At 43.0% G+C, this 16,754-nt stretch carries 14 protein-coding genes; 4 read left to right on the top strand and 10 right to left on the bottom strand.

Annotated elements, in window-relative coordinates; genetic code table 11:
- Positions 1-180: 180 nt before the first annotated feature.
- Positions 181-579: a DUF3224 domain-containing protein gene (locus PSH48_RS15895; protein ID WP_029773150.1), complete on the bottom strand. Its 399-nt coding sequence runs from the start codon at positions 577-579 to the stop codon at positions 181-183.
- A 91-nt stretch (positions 580-670) separates the two neighbouring features.
- Between PSH48_RS15895 and PSH48_RS15890 the strand changes: the two genes are divergently transcribed.
- Entirely contained in the window at positions 671-2,449 is a 1,779-nt protein-coding gene (locus PSH48_RS15890) for an ABC transporter transmembrane domain-containing protein (protein WP_273611858.1), read from the top strand.
- Here PSH48_RS15890 and PSH48_RS15885 read toward each other — a convergent pair.
- Positions 2,446-3,078, bottom strand: a complete 633-nt coding sequence (locus PSH48_RS15885; RefSeq protein WP_004587548.1) for an OmpA family protein — start codon at positions 3,076-3,078, stop codon at positions 2,446-2,448. The genes PSH48_RS15890 and PSH48_RS15885 overlap by 4 nt on opposite strands.
- A 215-nt stretch (positions 3,079-3,293) precedes the next feature.
- Here PSH48_RS15885 and chrA point away from each other — a divergent pair, with 215 nt between their 5' ends.
- A complete protein-coding gene (chrA, locus tag PSH48_RS15880; RefSeq protein ID WP_273611869.1) occupies positions 3,294-4,448 on the top strand; it encodes a chromate efflux transporter in 1,155 nt (384 codons plus the stop codon).
- On the opposite strand, the gene PSH48_RS15875 is transcribed toward chrA, so the two are convergent.
- From PSH48_RS15875 to speA, 4 genes are all read right to left on the bottom strand, one after another.
- Complete coding sequence (locus tag PSH48_RS15875) at positions 4,408-5,664, bottom strand: mechanosensitive ion channel family protein (protein ID WP_029773670.1); 1,257 nt, start codon at positions 5,662-5,664, stop codon at positions 4,408-4,410. The genes chrA and PSH48_RS15875 overlap by 41 nt on opposite strands.
- On the bottom strand, positions 5,661-6,581 hold the full coding sequence (locus PSH48_RS15870; RefSeq protein ID WP_273611857.1) for an acetyltransferase: 921 nt from the start codon (positions 6,579-6,581) through the stop codon (positions 5,661-5,663). The genes PSH48_RS15875 and PSH48_RS15870 overlap by 4 nt, the downstream gene beginning before the upstream one ends.
- A 28-nt stretch (positions 6,582-6,609) precedes the next feature.
- Positions 6,610-7,488 carry an acyltransferase gene (locus PSH48_RS15865; RefSeq protein ID WP_064384605.1) on the bottom strand — a complete coding sequence of 293 codons (879 nt, stop codon included), beginning with the start codon at positions 7,486-7,488 and terminating at the stop codon, positions 6,610-6,612.
- 64 nt (positions 7,489-7,552) lie between these two features.
- Positions 7,553-9,433, bottom strand: coding sequence for a biosynthetic arginine decarboxylase (speA, locus tag PSH48_RS15860; protein WP_029773672.1), 1,881 nt, complete (start codon positions 9,431-9,433; stop codon positions 7,553-7,555).
- A gap of 197 nt (positions 9,434-9,630) precedes the next feature.
- Between speA and speE the strand changes: the two genes are divergently transcribed.
- Positions 9,631-10,494: a polyamine aminopropyltransferase gene (gene speE, locus PSH48_RS15855; protein WP_054983340.1), complete on the top strand. Its 864-nt coding sequence runs from the start codon at positions 9,631-9,633 to the stop codon at positions 10,492-10,494.
- 54 nt (positions 10,495-10,548) lie between these two features.
- Here the strand turns inward: speE and PSH48_RS15850 are convergent, their stop codons facing one another.
- Both PSH48_RS15850 and PSH48_RS15845 read right to left on the bottom strand, forming a co-directional pair.
- Positions 10,549-11,775 carry a hypothetical protein gene (locus tag PSH48_RS15850; protein ID WP_273606540.1) on the bottom strand — a complete coding sequence of 409 codons (1,227 nt, stop codon included), beginning with the start codon at positions 11,773-11,775 and terminating at the stop codon, positions 10,549-10,551.
- Entirely contained in the window at positions 11,765-12,388 is a 624-nt protein-coding gene (locus PSH48_RS15845; RefSeq protein ID WP_273606541.1) for a methylamine utilization protein, read from the bottom strand. The genes PSH48_RS15850 and PSH48_RS15845 overlap by 11 nt, the downstream gene beginning before the upstream one ends.
- A gap of 159 nt (positions 12,389-12,547) precedes the next feature.
- Here PSH48_RS15845 and PSH48_RS15840 point away from each other — a divergent pair, with 159 nt between their 5' ends.
- Positions 12,548-14,590, top strand: a complete 2,043-nt coding sequence (locus PSH48_RS15840; protein WP_273606542.1) for a glycoside hydrolase family 97 protein — start codon at positions 12,548-12,550, stop codon at positions 14,588-14,590.
- 45 nt (positions 14,591-14,635) lie between these two features.
- On the opposite strand, the gene envZ is transcribed toward PSH48_RS15840, so the two are convergent.
- Both envZ and ompR read right to left on the bottom strand, forming a co-directional pair.
- Positions 14,636-15,952: a two-component system sensor histidine kinase EnvZ gene (gene envZ, locus PSH48_RS15835; protein ID WP_273606543.1), complete on the bottom strand. Its 1,317-nt coding sequence runs from the start codon at positions 15,950-15,952 to the stop codon at positions 14,636-14,638.
- 5 nt (positions 15,953-15,957) lie between these two features.
- Positions 15,958-16,677 carry an osmolarity response regulator transcription factor OmpR gene (gene ompR / locus PSH48_RS15830; RefSeq protein WP_004587537.1) on the bottom strand — a complete coding sequence of 240 codons (720 nt, stop codon included), beginning with the start codon at positions 16,675-16,677 and terminating at the stop codon, positions 15,958-15,960.
- Positions 16,678-16,754: the final 77 nt, after the last annotated feature.

Raw genomic sequence — 16,754 nt, 5'->3', positions numbered from 1 at the left:
TTTAATCCTTGTGTATCTTATACCAATTCGCTTATTTAAGTGATCTTTTTTGAGGACGGAAAAACGTGTTGATAGCTAGGCAAAAAATTCGCTATTTAGTTGTTCTAAATTAGAATTTTTTAACGCAGGTAGCGACACGTTTAGGCCCGCAAAATGATTAAGTAATATTGCGGATTGGTATTATAAGGTGTATTCAAAATCGTAGTAGTGAATCCCTTGCTCAATACGTATTTTCATACTGCCCGTTAACCCTTCTAGCTCATGAGTGCCTGAATCGGGAATTACATTTAAAATTAGGCTGTCTTGGCCTTTATCCATAGTACCAAAATGCTGTAATACAAAGCTGCCTTGTTTACCTTCAAGCTCGCCTATTACTTGCTCTATGGCAACATAACCGGCACTGCCTTGTGTAGGAGTCATGGCGCTTAGCATTTCGCCTTGGCTGGTGGCATTTAAGCTACCTTTAAATGTTTTATCTATCGACATACGCCCTAAATTAACGCCGTTTTGGCCGCTTGCGTAGCCTTCTATTGGGGCCAGATTTACATTAAATTCTCCACTTACGGTTGCAGTAGTCATAACGTTTCCTTATTGATGCTAATGTTTAAAAGTATTGATTTTTATTATCTTAGTGCCATATCTATACCTTAACCTTTAAAAAGAATCCACTATGTCAAAAACAAGCCCTAAGCCCGAAAAAGCCGCTTTTAGTAGTTTATTACCTATTTTTGCGTTTATTAAACCGTATAAATGGATGGTAGTGGCCGCACTTGGCGCCCTTTTAGTCACCGCTGGTGTTAACTTATCATTAGGCCAAGGGGTTAAGTTTGTCATAGATCATGGCTTTATTGCTGGCTCCCAAGCGCAGCTACAACAAGCTGTATTAGTGCTTATTGGTTTAATTAGTTTATTGGCCGTGGGCACCTTTAGCCGCTTTTATTTAATGTCGTGGATTGGCGAACGAGTCAGTAACGATATTCGCAAAGCGGTGTTTAATCGCATTGTTACCTTGCACCCAAGTTACTTTGAAGAAAACCGCAGTGGCGAGCTTATGTCGCGCTTAACAACCGACACCACCTTGCTGCAATCGATTATTGGCTCTTCCTTTTCTATGGCGCTGCGCAGTGCATTAATGTTAGTGGGTGGCTTGGTAATGCTATTAGTGACTAACTTAAAGCTTACGCTCGTAGTGGTTGCGTGTGTGCCGCTAGTATTAGTGCCGATGATGGTATTTGGCAAAAAGGTTCGCAAACTTGCAAGTTCTAGCCAAGATGCAATAGCCGATATAAGCACCTATGCCGGCGAGATCATTCAAAATATTAAAGTAGTACAAAGCTATAGCCACGAACAGCGTGAACAACACGCCTTTGCACTTGAAACAGAAAAAGCCTTTAACGTTGCCAAAAGCCGTATTAAACAGCGCTCTTTTTTAATTGCTGCGGTAATATTTTTAACCTTTAGTGCGATTAGCGTAATGCTCTGGGTAGGCGGTAGTGATGTACTGGCAGGCACCATGACAGGTGGCGAGCTAGGTGCATTTGTGTTTTACGCCATTATGGTGGCCATGTCGGTGGCTACCGTAGCCGAGGTTTACGGCGAGCTACAACGAGCTGCTGGGGCGGCAGCGCGCCTACTTGAATTACTGGCCGTTAAAAGTGAAATAGAAAACCCTGTCACTCCACAAGACGAAAAGCTATTAATAAAGACTGACAGCCCCGCCATTGCACTTGAAAATATTAGCTTTAACTACCCATCTCGCCCCGATGTAAGCGCACTTAACAAAATAAGTTTAACAATAGAGCAAGGTAAAACAGTGGCTATTGTAGGCCCCTCTGGCGCAGGTAAAACGACGTTATTTGAATTACTACAGCGCTTTTACGACCCTGCTCACGGCGCGATTAAATTTCATGATGTAAATATTAAAGACATATCGCTTACCACCCTGAGGGACAAAATGGGCATGGTGGCACAAAACCCTATTTTATTTAGCTCAGACGTAATGCATAACATTCGTTACGGCAACCCAAACGCCACTGACGAGCAAGTATATACGGCCGCAAAACATGCTCATGCCGATGAATTTATTAAGCAATTACCGCAAGGTTATAACAGCTTTTTAGGTGAGCAAGGCGTAAGGCTATCGGGTGGTCAAAAGCAGCGTATTGTATTGGCACGCGCTATTTTAAAAGACCCAGAAATACTGCTTTTAGATGAAGCCACCAGTGCACTCGATGCGCAAAGTGAGCACCACGTACAAGCCGCGCTTGAGCATTTAATGCAAAATAGAACAACGTTAATTATTGCCCATAGGCTGGCCACGGTTAAACATGCCGATGTGATTGTAGTAATGGAAAATGGAGAAATAAAAGCAACAGGGAGCCACCAGCAATTGCTAGCAAGCTCCCCTTTGTATCAGCGTCTTTGTGAATTGCAGTTCAACAAAAACTAACCTTCTGTGTTTGGCACTATTTGAATTTCTACACGGCGGTTTTGAGCTCGGCCGTTAGCGCTATCGTTAGTGGCTATTGGGCGGGTTTCGCCGTAGCCTGTAGTGCTAATACGTGCAGCCATAATTTGCTGGTTCACTAAGTAATTTTTAACGCTTTGTGCGCGCTCGCGCGACAGGTTCATATTGTAGCTGTCTTTACCTGTGCTATCTGTGTGACCTTCCACGCTTAGGTAGGTTTTTTCGTATTTGTTCATTACTTTAGCAATGGCGTTTAGAGTATCGTTAAAACCTGATGAAATATAAGATTGGTCTGTCGCAAAGGTAATATTAGATGGCATAACTAAACGTAAGTTATCGCCCTCACGTACAACTTCAACCCCTGAGCCTGCTAGTTCATCACGAAACGCTTCTTCTTGCTTATCCATGTAATCACCTACAGCAGCACCCGCTAGTGCGCCAATAGCAGCACCAATAAAGATACGCTTGTCTTTATGATTACCCGTTGCTTTACCTAATACGCCACCTGCGGCTGCACCAATTGCGGCGCCCTTGCCTGTGTTGTTCATTTCGCAACCACTTAGCAATACAGCTACTACGGTTACGCTTAAAAGTGATTTAGTTAAAGTCATGTGATGTCCTATTCATTAAGAATTATAAAGCGAGTATGCAAATACATGTATGAACAAACTATGAAGAGCATGTTAAAAGCAGTTCGCTTTATACCAATCCACTTAATTAAGTGGATTGGTATTATTTGTAGATTACGAATTAATGTATGCATTTAATAAAAGTGTCATACTCCTTTGTGACAATTTAATGAACTTTAAAAAAGGATATGAGCTTAATGTTAGTCGCTATTTTTAGACAGTTTTTTTTACTTGGCTGCATGAGTTTTGGTGGCCCTGCTGCCCATTTAGGCTATTTTAAACGCCACTTTGTAGACACATTAAACTGGTTAAGCGATACCCGCTACGCGCAGCTTATTAGTTTAAGCCAAGCGCTGCCCGGGCCAGGTTCAAGTCAAGTGGGCTTTGCAATTGGTGTTGAGCGGGCGGGGGTTATTGGTGGCATTACCGCATTTATCGCTTTTACCTTACCGTCTTTTTTAATCATGTTGTTATTAGCGGTAAGCGCGCATCAGTTTGATGCTGTTTACTTTGCTATTATTGCGGGCTTAAAACTGTTTGCGGTTGTTATTGTGGCCGATGCAACACTCACTATGGCAAAAAGCTTTTGTACCAGCGCTGCGCTCAAGCTTATCGCAGTAATGAGTACCTTGGCTTTATTACTATTTCCTTTACTTAGCACGCAAATAGCTATTTTAGTGAGTGCCGCTGCTATAGGCGCAATTTGGCCTCTGTTACAACTCAACACCCAGACTGAGCCTAAAGCAGATACTAAAAGCGCGTTTAGGTCGCTCCCTTTAGGCTTATTTGTATTACTACTCGCTATTAGCTTTATACCTTTAGGTGATGACCTTGCTTTGTTTGCTCCTTTTTACCAAGCGGGCGCTATGGTGTTTGGGGGCGGGCACGTGGTATTGCCTGTATTGCAAGCTGGCGTACCAGCGCTAAGTAACGATCAATTTTTAAGTGCGTATGCCAGTGCTCAAGCTATCCCTGGCCCCATGTTTACAATAGCCACTTACTTAGGCGCGCAACTCACTTCAGAGCAACCCTTAATAGGGGCCATAGCTGCAACCCTACTTATTTTTACTCCGGGTTTTTTATTAATGCTGGCGTTTCAAAAAAGCTGGTTAAACCTGGCAAGTAAACCTCGCTTTGCAAGCTCTATTGCGGCGCTTAACGCTGCCGTAGTTGGCTTTTTAGCGGCGGCTTTGTACTCACCTATTTGGACATCAGCCGTTCACAACCTATGGCAGGTTGCACTGGTTATTGCCGCTTTTGCATGGCTAAGAATGAAAAAGCCACCTATTTGGTGGCTATTAGCTTTATTTATTAGTGTGGGCCTTGTTCAGCACTATTTGCCATTACTTTAAAGGTCGGCTTATCGGTTTGCTGTGCATTAGGCGGGCTTAATTGCCCGCTAACACTTTGATACGCTCTAAGGCCAAATACTGGCAACACTGCCAATAAGTGATCCATAATTTCAGCTTGTAAATGCTCGTAAGATATCCAGCGTTTGTCTTCACTAAAGCAATAAAACTCAATCGGTAAGCCGTGGTTCATTGGTTGTAGCTCACGCACCATAAGCGTCAGTGAGGTATTTATTCTGTTATGCTGCTTTAAATAGCCCTCGGCGTAGCGGCGAAACAAGCCTAAGTTAGAGACCGGATCAGGCAGCGAGGCAACACGTATATATTCGTGCAGTGGTATAGCTGCATCTATTTGTTTTCTAAATTCGTCACTTACTAAGCATATGCTGTGCATATCAATATTAAGCGAGCGCTTAATACGTCGCCCGCCAGACTCTTGCATTCCTCGCCAGTTTTTGAACGACCCTGCTACCAGCATATAAGTAGGAATAGTCGTAATGGTGTTATCCCAGTTACGCACTTTTACGGTGTTTAGCCCTAAGTCTATTACTTCACCGTCGGCGCCGTAGTTTTCTACTTGAATCCAATCGCCGTAAGTAACTAATCGGTTTGCCGCAATTTGAATACTGGCTACAAAGCCTAAAATAGTGTCTTTAAAAACCAATAAAGTAACAGCGGCTATCGCACCAAAACCCGACAAAATATAGGTAGGCGATTTTTCAAGCACAATGCTGACTATTAAAATTGCACACACAATAAAGGTGATCAGCTTAACAACTTGTAATAAGCCCTGAATTGGCACTTCGCGGGCAAAATCTAGCTGGTTATAAATAGCGCCGGCAATGCTTACAATGCTGCTAAAAATAAAGCCTACATGAATAATTAATATACCTTGGCCAATGGTTTTTAGTATTTCGGCACTAAGCTCATTAACAGGGTAAACGCTGTCGAAGGTTGCTAAAAAAAGCACGCTACATAGCATACCGGCTATGCGCTTATTAAGTTTTGTGAGCAACGGAGAAAGTAACCCTATGCGCTCTGGAGATAACTTAGTCACCACTTTTTGAATGCCTGGCAGCATTAATCGGCGTGTAAATAAATACACCACTAACAACGAAAATACACCAATAGAGGCTGCAGTAATTGCACTTAAAAAATCTGCGTCGGGTACTTTTTCAAACCAAGGAGCGATTAGCTCCTGCAGGTGGGTATTGGTCATAGTGTTTCTATTTCCTTACAAATGGGTGGCTCAGGTAAATCGTGTTGGGCATAAATGCTGGCAAGTTGCGCGTCTTTAGCAACCCATAGCTCATTAACGTACTTTTGAAAGTGGCTTCTAAATGCTTTGTCGTGTTGGTAACTACCTAACATTTGCTGGTTTATAGCAACCACATCAATAGAAACATAAATTGAATCAAGCTCGCCCTTTAAAATATTACGACAAACATGGCTTGTGCTGCCGCTGTACACCACACTGGTATTTAGCATGGCGTCAAATTGCTCGCCAAGTACCTCAAGTGCAAAGGCAATCCCGCCCGCTTTGGGCTTGAGTAAATGTTTAAACGGGCTTTGCTGGCTTGCATGCTTTGCGTGCGTGTAGCGGGTGCCTTCAACAAAATTAATTATGGTGGTGGGATTATTCCTAAAATTACGACAGCTTTGCTTGGTACGCTCAACATCTAGCCCTTTAAGCTTGGGGTTTTTAGCAAGCTGCGCTTTAGTTACGCGCTTCATAAAAGGCATGCCCATAGCCCATGCGCCAGAGCCAATAAATGGCACATACTTTAATTCGTCTTTTAAAAAAAACTTTGGTGCTGGTAATACATTAATTGAGCTAAGCACCACAATATCTAACCAGCTCATGTGGTTACAAATTAGTAAGTACCAACTTTTTGAATTTACATCGCCGTTTATGTTTACTTTTATGTTGGCGCAGCCCAGCCACAAACCAAACCGATTGCCATTACACCAGCCTCGGTACACGCTATGCAGTATGGTGTTAATTATAGAAAAAGGCAGGGCAAGCTTTATTAACCCTAGCATTAATACTAAGGTGCCAAAAATGATTACATTTGAAAAAATCACGCAGCCTACAATTAAGCCATTGAGCCAATTTGGTAACCACTTTTTTAGCATAATTGTAAGCCCATTTTTTATTACCTTATTATTTATGGTTTTGTTCGAGCTGCAAAAGCGTGTGCTCTTTTTCTTCCCATAAACGATTTAATTCACTTTGAAAGCCAACTCTAAACTCAGAGTCGCCAGTGTAATCACCAATCAACTCCTCGCTTACTGGGCGAATGTCTACATGCACATTAATTTGCTTCACTTTGCCGCCGGCAAAGTCCATAAACGTAGGGATGCCATCGGGGTAATGAATGGTCACATTAACCACTTTAGAGATTTGCTCACCCATGGCTTGCATTACAAATGCGATCCCGCCTGCTTTTGGCTTTAATAAATGCGGAAAAGGGCTATTTTGGCGAGCATGTTTTTGTGTTGTAAAACGTGTACCTTCTACAAAATTAACAATGCTTACTGGCATTTCTTTAAATTTTTCACAGGCTTTGCGGGTTGTTTCTATGTCTTTACCACGTAGCTTTGGGTTCTTTTTTAGCTGTGCTTTACTGGTACGGGTCATAAATGGAAAGTCGAGCGCCCACCAGCACACACCTAAAATTGGCACGTAAATAAGCTCTTTTTTTAAAAAAAAGTTTAAAAAAGGTATTTTTCGATTAAATACACGCTGCAGCACTAATATATCTACCCAGCTTTGATGATTAGCAATTACTAAGTACCAGTCTTTTAATTTGGTTTCTTCAAGGCCGGTAACGTTAATTTTTGTTGGCGTGAATAAGCGTTGGTTAATGCTATTAACCGACACCCAAATAGTGGCACACTGTTTAGCAACCCAGCTTAAAAGCTTTTGCATAGGCTTGATAGGGATTAATTTTAATAGCCCACAAACAAAAATAGGCACAAACCAAATAAGTGTGTTGATTGTATAAAGCATAATACTTAATACACTGCGGATTACTGACATCTATTTACTTTCCTTTAAACAATGCGCGCCAAACAGCGACGCTTTTAATTCTGAGAGTGTACGGTTAATCTTCGAAGTAAGTATAACCTTCAAGCCCGGCATTAAGCTCGGCTAAATACCCTGCTTTACACTGCTCAGACACTGCTAGCTTGTTGACCAATAATTCAAAGTTTTGTGCCAAAATGGCGCTATCATAGTCAACAAACTTTAATACATCCTTAACGCTATCACCTTTAATGGCATTGGTTAATACATAACCGTCGTCGTTAAGCTCTACATGCACTGAGTCGGTGTCGCCAAATAAGTTATGTAAATCACCTAAAATTTCTTGGTAAGCCCCCACCATAAACATGGCTATATGGTATTGCTCGCCATGTTGGTACTCAGGTATAGGTAAACTGGTTTCTATGCCCGCGCCTTCTACGTACTCACGAATTTGCCCATCTGAGTCACAGGTAATATCTTGAATAATAGCGCGCTGGGTAAGCGGTTTATCTAAATTTTCGATAGGCATAACCGGAAACAACTGCTCAATGCCCCATACATCAGGTAACGACTGAAACAGTGAAAAGTTAACAAATAGCTTATCGGCTAGCTTTTCGTGTAAATCGTCAAGCACCTCACGGTGCGCACGCGCGTTATTGCTAAGGGATGCGCGTACTCGGTGCAAAATAGTAAAGTATAATTGCTCTATTTTCGCCCACTCTAGCATGCTTACTAACCCATGCACGTATTGGTCGTGCGCTTCGCTAAATAAGTGCATCGCATCGTGGTAAATCTCTAGCGCCATACGCGGGTTTAAACGCTGTAAACACTGCCACATTTCATCAAGCACTAGCGCACTGTTTTTAAGTGGCGGTTCTGGGTTTGGATGATTTGGCGCTTTTTCTACGTCTATTACATCGGTAATTAACACCGCGTGGTGCGCTGTTAAAGCACGCCCTGATTCGGTGATAATGGCTGGGTGCGTAAGTTGATGTTGGTCGCACACCTCAGCAAAAGCATTAACCACATTACGTGCGTATTCTTCAACGGTGTAGTTCATCGAGCAAGCACTGCGTGAGCCTGAGCCTTCGTAGTCAACCCCTAAGCCACCGCCTACATCAACTGTATTAAGCGGCACTCCTAGCTGGGTAAGTTCAGCAAAGTGGCGCGCGCATTCACGCAGGGCGCGGTGTATGTCGCGTATATTGGCAATTTGAGAGCCAATATGAAAATGCACCATTTGCATTAGATGCAATTTATTATGCTTTTTAAGCACCTCAACAGCACTAAGCACTTGGCCTGCAGTTAAGCCAAATTTGCCTTTTTCGCCACCGGTATTTTGCCACTTACCTTTGCCTACTGAGTTTAAGCGAATACGTATCCCAATGGCAGGCTCTATGCCTAGGTTATCTATTTCTTCAAGTAAGGTCGTCAGCTCTGAGAGTTTTTCGACGACTATTTTAACGCTGTGCCCCATGGCTTGACCAATACAGGCTAAACGTAAAAATTCACTGTCTTTATAGCCATTGCACACAATAGTAATGGGTTTATCGGCTACCCCTAAAATTGCCATAAGCTCAGGTTTTGAACCGGCCTCTAGGCCAACTAAACCACTTGGGTGCGCCAATAGTTTACTGACCACCGAGCGTTGCTGATTTACTTTTATAGGGTATACACACGTGTACTTGCCTTGGTACTCGCGGCTGCTGCGCGCTAAGGTAAATGCATGGGTGAGTGTATCTACTCTATTTTTTAAAATATCGGTAAAGCGCACCAACACCGGCAATGTTAAACCTTGCTGCTTAAATTGCTCTGTGAGCTGCGTTAAAGAAATCGCATTTTTAGATTGGTCACCATCTGGGTAGGCAACCAGCTCGCCTTGTGCGTTAATATCAAAATAGCCATCGCTCCAATGAGCAACATTATATGTAGCGCGTGCTGTTTCTAAACCCCAAGTCATGGCAACTCTTCTTTAATCAATTAGCTATAAAGGCGCATTTTAATACGTCACTACCCCCTACGCTAACAAAAATTGAACTTTAACTCGATACTGGCTAACTTTATTGGCAAAGCAGTTAAAATTTCATTGAGCAAAACGCGAAGCACTGGCAGAATTGCCCCTTTTTCATACTCAACTTAAAAAGTGTAAAAGCAACTATGGCAAATTTAGATCAAAGTAAGTGGTTTACAGAAATTAGCGACCGCGATGGCAGCGCATTTTCATTACGTATTAACAAAAAGTTGGATGAAAAACAGTCTCCTTTTCAAAAGGTAGAAATGTTCGAAACCACAGACTTTGGTAATTTAATGATCATCGATGGCTGTACTATGGTAACTACCCGCGAAAACTTTTTTTACCATGAGATGATTAGCCACCCTGCACTTTTAGCGCACCCAAATCCTAAAAACGTGGTAATTATTGGCGGCGGCGATTGCGGTACATTACGTGAAGTTTTAAAACACCCAGGTGTAGAAACCGTAACGCAAATAGATATAGACGAAGTAGTCACGCAAATGTCGTTAAAATACTTCCCAGAGCTTTGTGAGTCTAACAACGATGCACGCGCAACTGTTATGTTTGATGATGGTATAAAATACATGCGTGACGCTGCGGGCGAGTCTATTGATGTTGTTATTGTTGATGGTACAGACCCAGTAGGCCCAGGCGAGGGATTATTTAACCACGCGTTTTACACTAGCTGCTTAAATGCATTACGCCCTGGTGGTATTTTAGTGCAGCAAAGCGAATCGCCATTAATGCATATGCCACTGCTAGTAGAAATGCGCGAGGCCATGCTAAGTGTGGGCTTTAACGACTTGCAAACACTGCCATTTCCACAGCCAATTTACCCAAGCGGTTTATGGTCAGTAACGCTTGCTCGTAAATCACAAGCATTTAATGGCTTTAGAGAAGCCGATGCCGAGCAAGTTGCACAACAAAGCGAATACTACAACAGCGGTATTCATCACGGCGCACTTGCTACACCGAACTTTATGAAACGCGCATTTGATAAAAAATAATTCACACTTTTTTTGAAACTAAAAGGGAGCTTTAAAAGCTCCCTTTTTTGTACTTTAAAAGCGCCATTGAGCGTTGAGCATAATTTGCTGCTGCGATATTCGCTGAGCAAACCCACTACCCGGCCTATTTTGTACAAAGCTATGCAGCGCCGAGCCTTCAACACCTATTTGTAGCGTATCGGTTAATTGGTAACGCCACGTAGCTGTTAAGCCTTCGCCGTGGCTGGCGTTAGGGTCAAACGCGGTGGTGTCATCGTCATCTACTTTAAAATAATCATACCTAAGCGATAACCTATGCTTACCCGCTTTATGGCTGAGCATTAAATAATGGCTATAAAAACGGTTATAAATAAGCTTATTAGCCCCCATTTCGGTTTTACCATCGAGTAGCTGGGCAATCAAACGGGTTTTACCTGTAAATTTATATAACCACGCTAAGCTGCTAAAGCGAGTATGCCAAGCATACTGCCCTGTTGTGCGATTAAAAATGCTGGGATCGGCGTTATTATCGTAATAATAAAACCTAAACTGCGAGCGTTTTAAATAATCCCAATGCACACCGGCATAGTAGCCAAAGCGGCCATCTACTTCTTCAAAAGGCAGCACTTGGTTAGCTTGCCAACGTAATTCGTCACTATTTAATGCCGCAATAGGTGCAAATTGTACACTTTCGTTAAATGTTGTTTGCCTGTCGTGCAGCGCAAAGCCGCGCCAAGATAGCAACGTCCCTGTTGGGTCGTTCCCTTTATAAATAGCAGCGCTCACACTAAAGCTATGCTTAGAATTAAAACGTTTACCTGGGCGCTTAATGCTAAGCTCACCACCTATGGTGCGAAGCTCTTCGCCAAGCCAACTGTTTATGGCCGAATTAGTATAATTGTAAGGCGAGGTCCAGCCTATATCGGGGTTTTCTAGCGACATACTAGGGTAAAACCCACCAAGCTTTACATGCCATTTATAACGGCTGTTTACTAACGGCTGATACTGTAAATACGCTTGGCTTAAACCTAATGTGGTTTTCGGCTCTTGATTAGCATTAACAACGGCATGTGCGCTCCACGCACTACTTAAATCGGCCTTAAAGTCTATAATTCCTTGCGATAACAAAATGCTATCACTGCTATCTCCATGGCGATATAAACCAATACCGCCATCTTGAAAGCTTTGTGTGTCGTCGCTTGCAACCGCACGTACCTGAATAAGCCCTTTAACCTGCGAAAAAGCCGGTAGGCTCATAAAAACTAAGCCAAGTAATACTGTATTTTTGCGCTTAATAGTCATCAAATTCATCCGTAGCAAAGTCTATTTGCTCGGCTATGGCCTGCTTTACGGTGTAGTGTAAAGGTGACTCGCTTACATTAACGCTGTGGGTTTCTACGTTGCTTATATCGCTAAAGCCAGAATGCCATACACTCATGCTGTATTGCCCATTAGGGGCAGTTAAATTAACCATACCGTTGTCGTCGGTAATTGCAAAAACGGTGCTATCAACCACCACAATATAGCCCAGCATCCAGTCATGAATATTACAGCCAAGCTCAACCACCCCAGTTTGATCAAACGTTATGGGGGCTTTAGGTTGCTCTTTGTAAAGTTTCAACTCAAAGGTTTTAGCTTTAGAAAACGAATAAACGTGGTGCATGATAGAGTCGGCATTAGGAAACTCTACCTTTGCATTTTGCGGAACAACTAACGTACGCGGCGTAAACTCGCGGTTTTGTTGGCTCATTGCGTAGGTTTTACTTGCTTGATTGCCGGCCTGAATTGATGCCCCGCTTAGCCACACTACCGCATTTGCTAAAGGCTGATTATTGGCATTTTTTATAGTTATTGTTGTTGCTGCTGCGCAAGTACTCATACATAGCAGTAACACACTTAGTAAGGGTTTTATCATGGGGCTAATCGCTATTATCAATTTGTTTACATTATAGACCGATTAAACCGTTAAATTCTTTCTATTTTTTAAAACATTGAATACGTATGTAGACAGTCGTATTAACAACTCACTGCCATTATCCTTAAAGGTCACCACCGACTCATCAAAGGACACACAATGAGAACATCCGCACTTTTACTACTGGCGTTTGCTGGCAATAGCTTTGCACAAACCGCTGTAGTTGAATCACCAAACTCACAAATAAAAGTGACTATTTCAGATGAAAATAGCACACCCAGCTACGCTATTAGCTTTAAAAACAAACCAGCTATAAACGCATCGCGCCTGGGTTTTGAATTTAAAACCCAAGCCGCATTTAGCGATGGTTTTAAAATTACCCATGTTAAGCAGCAAAGCGTAAATACCCAGTGGCAACAGCCTTGGGGCGAGCGACAAACGGTTACTGATAAACACAACGAAGTTGCGGTTACATTTACAAAAAACGAGCCTAATGGTGCAACCTATACAGTGCGCTTTAGAGCTTTTGATAGTGGCGTTGGGTTTAGATACGAAGTACCAAAACAAGCAGGCTTTGAGCAAACACACATTACCAAAGAGCTCACCGAATTTGCCATTAACAATAACAACAATGCCACCGCCTGGTGGATCCCCGCTCGCGGCTGGAACCGATACGAATACGTTTACAACACCACCGCATTAAATGACGTCCCCCTTGCACACACGCCGTTTACCTTAAAAACCAATGACGGTACCCATATAAGCATTCATGAAGCAGCCTTAGTTGATTACGCAGGCATGGTGCTTAATCAACGCCGCCCAGGCACTTTTAATGCCGATTTAACACCGTGGTCAGACGGCATTGCCGTTAAAAAACAAGGTGCATTTAATACCCCTTGGCGCACCATTCAAATTGCCGACAGCGCGGTAGGCTTAGTCAATTCAGACATAATATTAAATTTAAACGAGCCTAATAAACTAGGCGATGTGTCGTGGGTAAAACCTGGCAAATACGTGGGTATTTGGTGGGGCATGCATATAAACACGCAAACCTGGGGCAGCGGCGAAAAACACGGCGCCACTACACAAACCACTAAGTACTACATGGACTTTGCCGCAGAATATGGCTTTGATGGCGTACTAGTAGAAGGCTGGAACATAGGCTGGGATGGTGACTGGTTTTTTAATGGCGATGTATTTAGTTTTACACAACCCTACGACGACTTTGATATAGCGGCCCTTACTCAATACGGCAAACAAAAAGGCGTGCAGTTAATTGGCCACCACGAAACATCGGGTAATGTAAGTAACTATCGCGACCAAATGGAGGATGCCTTTGCCCTTTACGAAAAATCAAACGTAAGCCAAGTTAAAACGGGCTATGTAGCGGATGGCGGTAACATAAAACGCATAGACGAAAACGGCATTGCCCGTCATGAGTGGCACGACGGCCAATTTATGGTTAACGAGTACCTTTACAACGTAAAGCTGGCTGCTAAACATAAAATTAGTATTAACACCCACGAGCCAATAAAAGACACCGGCCTGCGTCGTACCTACCCAAATTGGATTGCCCGCGAAGGGGCACGCGGCCAAGAGTTTAATGCATGGGGCACGCCGCCCAACCCACCAGAGCACATTCCTATGCTGGCGTTTACCCGAATGCTGGCAGGGCCTATGGACTTTACCCCTGGTATTTTTGATATGGGCTTTAATGGCTTAGGCGATGATACAAACCGCCCACAAACAACGCTTGCCAAGCAGCTTGCACTTTATGTTGTGCTGTATAGCCCGATTCAAATGGCCGCCGACTTACCTAAAAACTATTTAGCCAAGCCTGATGCATTTCAATTTATTCAAGACGTACCAACCGATTGGCAGCAAAGTATTGCGCTTGATGGCGAAGTGGGCGACTTTATTGTTTTTGCCCGTAAAGAGCGCAAACGCGATAAATACTCAGGAAACGATTGGTACTTAGGCGCCGTAACCGACGAGAAAGCCCGAACTATTGAGGTAAAACTCGACTTTTTAGAAAAGGGTAAAAAGTTTGAAGCGCACATATACCAAGACGGTAAAAGCGCTGAATGGAAAAACAATCCGTACGATTTAGATATCGAAAAGCGCGTAGTTAGCGCAAACGATAAGCTAACTTTAAAACTAGCAACAAGTGGTGGTACAGCAATCCGCTTTAAAGCACTTTAAGTTTTAATACTATTAACGTTATGGAAATAGCCAACTCTGCACAGCTTACTGTGCAGAGTTTTGTATTTTTATAGGTAAATAAATTTGTGCACTTAGGCCGCCTTCTGGGCGGTTTTTTAGCTTAACTTTACCATCGTGCATATCAATAATACGCTTAATAATGGCAAGGCCTAAACCACTCCCCTCACTACCACGCGCAGTGTCACCTTGTTTAAAAGGCTCAAACACCGATTCTAGTTCGCTTTCTGGTATACCGGGGCCGCTATCGTTTACCGCTATCACAACGTATTTTTTGTTTGAATTAAAGTAGCTTAATACTTCTATATCGCCATCTGAATAACGCAGCGCGTTTTCAATCATGTTAGTAATTACACGCTTAATAGCCACACTACTTAACGGAACAAGCCCCACGCTGGGGTTGCCTTTAAAGGTAATAACGCGTTGCTGTTTAAGCTCACAATTAACCACTTCAGTCACTAGCGCGTTTATATCTTCGCAAGCAAGCTCATCTGTTTTGTGGTGGCGTAAATACTCAATAAATTGATCGATAATGCCATTCATATCTTCAATATCGTAAATAATGCCTTCGCGAAGGTAGTCATCTTCATCGTTCATCATTTCGGTGGCAAGGCGGATACGAGTAAGCGGAGTGCGTAAATCGTGAGAAACACCAGCCATGAGTAAACGGCGATCGTTTTCAAGAGCGGCAATACCCCGCGACATTTGGTTAAATGCACGGGTAACTTCTATAACTTCACTGGAGCCTTCTTCTTCAAGCTTGCTACTAAAATCGCCCTTACCCACTTTCACGGCTGCTTGCTGCAACGCCTTTAATGGGCGGTTTAAGTGCCGAGCAAATAGCCAGCCGCCTAACACACTTAAAAAACCAATACTTGATAAGTAAAACGTTAAAAATTCAAGGTTGTTTTCTTGATACCCGCTAAGCGGTACTTTTACCCAATAACCGGGTGCTTGCGGCGCTTCTACCCAATAAATCAGCGGGTCGGTTTGACTAATACGCACCCGAGCAGAACCATTTAATTGCTCAGACATACTACGCGACAGCATCGAGTATTCTCGGGTTTGACCCAGCCCTTGGCGCATTGCCTCGCGCTGCGTCATCACTTCTATACCTGTAATTTCAAAAAACTTTTCAGATACTTCGTCGTTGATTTCTACGCCGTCTTCCCAGTCTATAAATACCGTTTTAATTTGCTTAGCGAGCATTAAATTTACTTGCTCTATGGTTGGTTTTACAACGTAAAAGCTCACCGTTACATACGACACTATTTGGTTAATTAGCAGTAAAGCGGCCACTAAAAATACAGTTTGTCCAAACGCACTACGCGGAAAAAATCCCATATAAACTACTTATCACCGTCAGGAACAAACACATAACCCAAACCCCATACAGTTTGAATATAGCGCGGATTGGCAGCATCTACTTCTATCATGCGGCGCAGTCGCGATACTTGCACATCAATACTGCGCTCAAGCGCACTGTAATCTCGCCCTCGAGCAAGGTTCATTAGTTTATCGCGGCTCAGTGGCTCGCGCGGGTGTGATACAAGCGCTTTAAGTACGGCAAATTCACCGCTGGTGAGTGAAATAGTTTTATCGCCCTCGCTCATTTCGCGCGTGGCTAAATTAAGCGTAAATTGCCCAAAGGCTATTAAGTTTTCTTCTGCTGCGGGTGCGCCCGGTACTTCTTTGGCGCGGCGGCGTAAAATAGCTTTTATGCGAGCCAGTAATTCGCGCGGGTTAAACGGTTTCGGGATGTAGTCGTCTGCGCCTAGTTCAAGGCCTATAATACGGTCGACCTCATCGCCTTTTGCTGTCAGCATCACAATAGGGATTTCGTTTTCTTTTTGGCGTAGCCGGCGGCAAATAGATAAACCATCTTCGCCTGGTAGCATTAGATCAAGCACCATTAAGTGAAAGTTTTCTCGCTCAATGAGTCTATCCATTTGCTCTGAGTTTGCGGCGGTTCTAACAATAAAGCCTTGCTCTACTAAATAGCGCTCTAGTAAGCTGCGCAGGCGCATATCGTCATCTACAACTAATACTTTTGTGGTTTCGTGTCCCATTGCGTGTTTCTTATTTTTATTTCCAATTAATAGTTAATATAAATGAAAAACTTAATAATCAAAATCTAATTGCGCGC

The sequence above is a fragment of the Pseudoalteromonas sp. Angola-4 genome, from assembly GCF_028599265.1.
GTDB lineage: Bacteria > Pseudomonadota > Gammaproteobacteria > Enterobacterales > Alteromonadaceae > Pseudoalteromonas > Pseudoalteromonas atlantica.
This window is presented reverse-complemented; position numbering and strand designations above follow the sequence as displayed.

Coding starts and splice junctions, on each gene's coding strand:
- PSH48_RS15895 (WP_029773150.1), bottom strand. CDS start 579: ATGACTACTGCAACCGTAAGTGGAGAATTTAATGTAAATCTGGCCCCA.
- PSH48_RS15890 (WP_273611858.1), top strand. CDS start 671: ATGTCAAAAACAAGCCCTAAGCCCGAAAAAGCCGCTTTTAGTAGTTTA.
- PSH48_RS15885 (WP_004587548.1), bottom strand. CDS start 3,078: ATGACTTTAACTAAATCACTTTTAAGCGTAACCGTAGTAGCTGTATTG.
- chrA (WP_273611869.1), top strand. CDS start 3,294: ATGTTAGTCGCTATTTTTAGACAGTTTTTTTTACTTGGCTGCATGAGT.
- PSH48_RS15875 (WP_029773670.1), bottom strand. CDS start 5,664: ATGACCAATACCCACCTGCAGGAGCTAATCGCTCCTTGGTTTGAAAAA.
- PSH48_RS15870 (WP_273611857.1), bottom strand. CDS start 6,581: ATGCTAAAAAAGTGGTTACCAAATTGGCTCAATGGCTTAATTGTAGGC.
- PSH48_RS15865 (WP_064384605.1), bottom strand. CDS start 7,488: ATGTCAGTAATCCGCAGTGTATTAAGTATTATGCTTTATACAATCAAC.
- speA (WP_029773672.1), bottom strand. CDS start 9,433: ATGACTTGGGGTTTAGAAACAGCACGCGCTACATATAATGTTGCTCAT.
- speE (WP_054983340.1), top strand. CDS start 9,631: ATGGCAAATTTAGATCAAAGTAAGTGGTTTACAGAAATTAGCGACCGC.
- PSH48_RS15850 (WP_273606540.1), bottom strand. CDS start 11,775: ATGACTATTAAGCGCAAAAATACAGTATTACTTGGCTTAGTTTTTATG.
- PSH48_RS15845 (WP_273606541.1), bottom strand. CDS start 12,388: ATGATAAAACCCTTACTAAGTGTGTTACTGCTATGTATGAGTACTTGC.
- PSH48_RS15840 (WP_273606542.1), top strand. CDS start 12,548: ATGAGAACATCCGCACTTTTACTACTGGCGTTTGCTGGCAATAGCTTT.
- envZ (WP_273606543.1), bottom strand. CDS start 15,952: ATGGGATTTTTTCCGCGTAGTGCGTTTGGACAAACTGTATTTTTAGTG.
- ompR (WP_004587537.1), bottom strand. CDS start 16,677: ATGGGACACGAAACCACAAAAGTATTAGTTGTAGATGACGATATGCGC.